The sequence below is a fragment of the Paraburkholderia phytofirmans genome, from assembly GCF_046028095.1.
Taxonomy (GTDB): domain Bacteria; phylum Pseudomonadota; class Gammaproteobacteria; order Burkholderiales; family Burkholderiaceae; genus Paraburkholderia; species Paraburkholderia phytofirmans_A.
This window is the reverse complement of the sequence record NZ_JAQQDJ010000033.1, coordinates 1-4,936: the sequence shown is the minus strand read 5'-3', so window position 1 is coordinate 4,936 and position 4,936 is coordinate 1. Positions and strand designations below refer to the sequence as shown.

Sequence of the window (4,936 nt, the reverse complement as noted above, 5' to 3'; positions counted from 1 at the left end):
ATCACTTTCCGCGCCCGACGGCATTTCCCGAAGCGCTGGCTCCGTCCGCGGCGGGCGCCTTCCGAACCGCAGGCCGTTTCGCGGCATCGCCGGGGCGAAGCCGATGCCCCGAGCGCGCACACGCGCAGCGCCCGGTTTTGGGCGGACCGTTCCGGCGAGCGCGTGGCGCGAGGCGCGAGGCGCGAGGCGCGAGGCGCGAGGCGCGAGGCGCGAGGCGGGGAGTATGACTGCCTTGTCACAAGTGTTGAATGCGCGAGGGCACAGTTTCCAGATGTGCCACTGCCCCCTCCAGGCCGGGGGACCCGCTTGAAAGCTGGCGGTGTGAAGCCGCTTTCTTTGCCTACTTTCTTTGCGGCACGGCAAGCAAAGAAAGTAGATGCCGCCCCGCACAGGGGCAACGCTAATACACCACAAAGAACTCAAGGAAAGGCCAACACCGAAAAGCGGCCGCAGGCAAAAACCACCCCTTGATCGACTCCAAAAATCCCCCGCCGCCAGGCGCCGCTTATAATCAACCATTCTTAGCATTCACCAGCCGAACCGACACAAATGAGCGAGACCCCGAGCGACACCACCTCCACGCTTGCCAAAAGCTTCGAGCCCCACACCATCGAAGCCCACTGGGGCCCCGAATGGGAAAAGCGCGCTTACGCGACGCCCGCCATCCAGGAAAACCGGAAAGATTTCTCGATCCAGCTGCCGCCGCCGAACGTCACGGGCACCCTCCACATGGGCCATGCGTTCAACCAGACCATCATGGACGGCCTCACCCGCTATCACCGCATGCTCGGCGAAAACACCCTGTGGGTGCCGGGCACGGACCACGCGGGCATCGCCACGCAGATCGTCGTCGAGCGGCAACTGGACGCAAAAGGCGTCTCGCGCCACGACCTCGGCCGCGAAAAATTCGTCGAACGTGTGTGGGAATGGAAACAGGAATCCGGCTCGACCATCACGAACCAGGTGCGCCGCCTCGGCGCCTCGATCGACTGGTCGCGCGAATACTTCACGATGGACGACAAAATGTCGGCCGCCGTGCGCGACGTATTCGTGCGTCTGTATGAACAGGGCCTGATCTATCGCGGCAAGCGCCTCGTGAACTGGGACCCGGTGCTGCTCACCGCCGTCTCCGATCTCGAAGTCGTCAGCGAAGAAGAAAACGGCTCGCTGTGGCACATCCAGTATCCGCTTACCGACGGCTCGGGCCATCTGACGGTCGCCACCACGCGCCCGGAAACCATGCTCGGCGACACCGCCGTGATGGTCCACCCGGAAGACGAGCGCTACGCGCACCTGATCGGCAAGACGGTCACGCTGCCGCTGTCGGGCCGCGAAGTGCCGGTCATCGCGGATGATTATGTCGACCGCGAGTTCGGCACCGGCGTCGTCAAGGTCACGCCCGCGCACGATTTCAACGACTACCAGGTCGGTCTGCGCCACAAGCTGCCGATGATCGAAATCCTCACGCTCGACGCGAAGATCAACGAGAACGCGCCGGAAAAATACCGCGGCCTCGACCGCTTCGAAGCCCGCAAGCAGGTGGTGGCCGACCTCGAAGCGCTCGGCGTGCTCGAATCGGTCAAGCCGCACAAACTGATGGTGCCGCGCGGCGACCGCACGGGCGTCGTGATCGAGCCGATGCTGACGGACCAATGGTTCGTCGCCATGAGCAAGCCGGCGCCGGAAGGCACTTTCAATCCAGGTAAATCGATCGCTGAAACGGCGCTCGACGTGGTGCGCAGCGGCGAAATCAGGTTCGTGCCGGAAAACTGGACCACCACGTACTATCAGTGGCTCGAAAACATCCAGGACTGGTGCATCTCGCGCCAGCTGTGGTGGGGCCACCAGATTCCGGCGTGGTACGGTGAAAACGGCGAAATCTTCGTCGCGAAGACCGAAGAAGCCGCCCGCGCCAAGGCCACGGCCGCCGGCTACACGGGCGCGCTCAAGCGCGATGAGGACGTGCTCGACACGTGGTTCTCGTCTGCTCTGGTGCCGTTCTCGTCGCTCGGTTGGCCGAATGAAACGCAGGACTTGAAGCACTTCCTGCCGTCGTCGGTGCTGGTCACCGGCTTCGACATCATCTTCTTCTGGGTCGCGCGCATGGTCATGATGACCACGCACTTCACCGGCAAGGTCCCGTTCGACACGGTGTATGTGCACGGCCTAGTGCGCGACGCCGAAGGCCAGAAGATGTCGAAGAGCAAGGGCAATACGCTCGACCCGATCGATATCGTCGACGGCATCGGCCTCGACGCGCTGGTCGCCAAGCGCACTACCGGCCTGATGAACCCGAAGCAGGCCGCGTCGATCGAAAAGAAAACCCGCAAGGAATTCCCAGAAGGCATTCCGGCGTTCGGCACCGACGCGCTGCGCTTCACGATGGCCTCGATGGCCACGCTCGGGCGCAACGTCAACTTCGATCTGGCGCGCTGCGAAGGCTATCGCAACTTCTGCAACAAGCTGTGGAATGCCACCCGTTTCGTGCTGATGAACTGCGAAGGCCACGATTGCGGTTTCGGCAAGCCGGAACAATGCGGCGAATGCGGTCCGGACGGGCACCTGCATTTCTCGCAGGCCGACTTCTGGATCGTCTCGCGTCTGCAGCGCGTGGAAGCGGAAATCGCCAAGGGTTTCGCCGACTATCGTTTTGACAATGTGGCCAACGCCCTATACAAGTTCGTATGGGACGAATACTGTGACTGGTATCTGGAGCTCGCGAAGGTTCAGATCCAGACGGGTCAGCCGAACCAGCAGCGCGCAACGCGCCGCACGCTGCTGCGCGTGCTGGAGACGGTGCTGCGGCTGGCGCACCCGGTGATTCCGTTCATCACCGAGGCGCTGTGGCAAAAAGTGGCGCCGTTGGCCGGGCGTTATCCCGAGGGCAAGGCCGAAGGCGAAGCTTCCATCATGGTGCAGCCTTACCCCGTCGCCGAACCGTCGAAGATCGATGAAGGCGCGGAACAGTGGGCGGCCGATCTGAAAGCAGTGATCGATGCGTGCCGGAATCTGCGCGGCGAAATGAATCTGTCGCCGGCGGTCAAGGTGCCGTTGCTCGCTTCCGGCAACGCGGAGCGCCTGCGCACCTTTGCTCCGTACGCACAGGCATTGGCCCGTTTGTCCGAAGTGCAGATCATTGCCGACGAGGCGACTCTGGATGCGCAGGCAGATGGCGCGCCAATTGCTATCGTGGGGAATGACAAGCTCGTGCTGAAAGTGGAAATCGATGTGGCAGTCGAGCGCGAGCGGTTGTCGAAGGAGATTGCGCGGTTGAGTACGGAAATCGTCAAGTGCAACGGAAAATTGCAGAATGAGAGTTTCGTTGCAAAGGCACCGCCGGCAGTCGTTGAGCAGGAGCAGAAAAGACTGGCAGAATTCGAAGCGACGGTGGGCAAACTGAAAGCCCAACTGGCGCGCTTGCCGGTTTGATCCCGCTCCGTGCCCGCCCCAAGAGGCAGGCAAGGACCGATAGCTAAACCAGAGGATTCAGGGTAATCACATGCTAAAAGTTACAAAGGCGGTTTTTCCGGTAGCAGGTCTTGGCACCCGGTTCCTCCCTGCCACGAAGGCGAGCCCGAAAGAGATGCTGCCGATTGTCGACAAGCCGCTGATCCAGTACGCGGTGGAAGAAGCAATGGCAGCCGGCATCACCGAAATGATCTTCGTCACGGGGCGCAGCAAGCGCGCGATCGAGGACCACTTCGATAAGTCGTATGAAATCGAGGCGGAACTCGAGGCACGCGGCAAGGACAAGCTGCTGGAACTTGTGCGCAGCATCAAGCCGAGCCATGTGGACTGCTTCTATGTGCGTCAGCCGGAAGCGCTGGGCTTGGGCCACGCGGTGATGTGCGCCGAAAAGCTGGTGGGCGACAACCCGTTCGCCGTCATTCTCGCGGACGACTTGCTGTACGGCACGCCGCCCGTCATGACGCAGATGATCGAGGTGTTCGACCACTATCACAGCTCGGTGATCGGCGTCGAAGAGATTCCGGCTCAGGAAACCAAGTCGTACGGTATCGTCGACGGCAAGGAGTGGGAAGACTCGATCATCAAGATGTCCGGCATCGTCGAGAAGCCGGAGCCGAGCGTGGCGCCGTCGAATCTCGGCGTGGTGGGCCGCTATGTGTTGAAGCCGCGTATCTTCGAACATCTGCGTGCGTTGAAGCCGGGCGCGGGCGGCGAATTGCAACTGACGGACGCGATTCAGTCACTGCTCGCCGACGAACAGGTGCTGGCGTACAAGTATCACGGCACGCGTTTCGACTGCGGCAGCAAGCTGGGTTATCTGAAGGCGACCGTCGAGTTCGCCTTGCGTCACCCGGAAGTGGCTGCCGATTTCGAAGAATATCTGCGCACGCGTTCGCCGGTGCTGGAAGGTTGAGTGGCTTTGAGCCGCTAGCCTCCCGGTAGCGTTGAACGGAAGTTAAAAGGCGCTGTGCCCGCATTCGCGGGGACAGCGCCTTTTGTTTTTTGGCGACCGCTCAGGGGCGAGCGCGTTGCTGCGTCGGCTTCAGCGGCGCTTCATCAGGAAGGTGAAAACCTTGTCGTGCGCGGAGCTTTCGACGATTTCATTGCCGGTTTGCCGGGCAAACGCGGCGAAATCGCGCTGCGAGCCCGGATCGGTGGCGAGCACCTTGAGAATCTGGCCGCTTTCCATATCGGCGAGCGCCTTCTTGGCGCGCAAGATGGGCAGCGGGCACATGAGCCCGCGTGCATCGACTTCCTTGTGAATCTGAATTTGCATCGACGATGACCTTCGGGGAAGGGGCGTCTTTTTCGTGACGCCGGAGGGTGGAATTCTACCGCAGGCTTGATGGGGGTGCCGGGTGGCGGGTTTTTTTGACTGTTTGGTTAAGGGTGTTGGCCTTTCCTTGAGTTCTTAGTGGTCTATTAGCGCTGCCCCTGTGCGGGGCGGCACCTACTTTCTTTGCCTGCC

At 61.6% G+C, this 4,936-nt stretch carries 3 protein-coding genes; 2 read left to right on the top strand and 1 reads right to left on the bottom strand.

Going from position 1 to position 4,936, the window contains the following annotated elements:
• The first annotated feature begins 549 nt into the window (after positions 1 to 549).
• Entirely contained in the window at positions 550 to 3,429 is a 2,880-nt protein-coding gene (locus tag PQR54_RS38790; RefSeq protein ID WP_408255421.1) for a valine--tRNA ligase, read from the top strand.
• A gap of 70 nt (positions 3,430 to 3,499) precedes the next feature.
• A complete protein-coding gene (gene galU / locus PQR54_RS38785) occupies positions 3,500 to 4,381 on the top strand; it encodes a UTP--glucose-1-phosphate uridylyltransferase GalU (protein ID WP_012433783.1) in 882 nt (293 codons plus the stop codon).
• 129 nt (positions 4,382 to 4,510) lie between these two features.
• On the opposite strand, the gene PQR54_RS38780 is transcribed toward galU, so the two are convergent.
• Positions 4,511 to 4,738 carry a sulfurtransferase TusA family protein gene (locus PQR54_RS38780; protein ID WP_041759012.1) on the bottom strand — a complete coding sequence of 76 codons (228 nt, stop codon included), beginning with the start codon at positions 4,736 to 4,738 and terminating at the stop codon, positions 4,511 to 4,513.
• Positions 4,739 to 4,936: the final 198 nt, after the last annotated feature.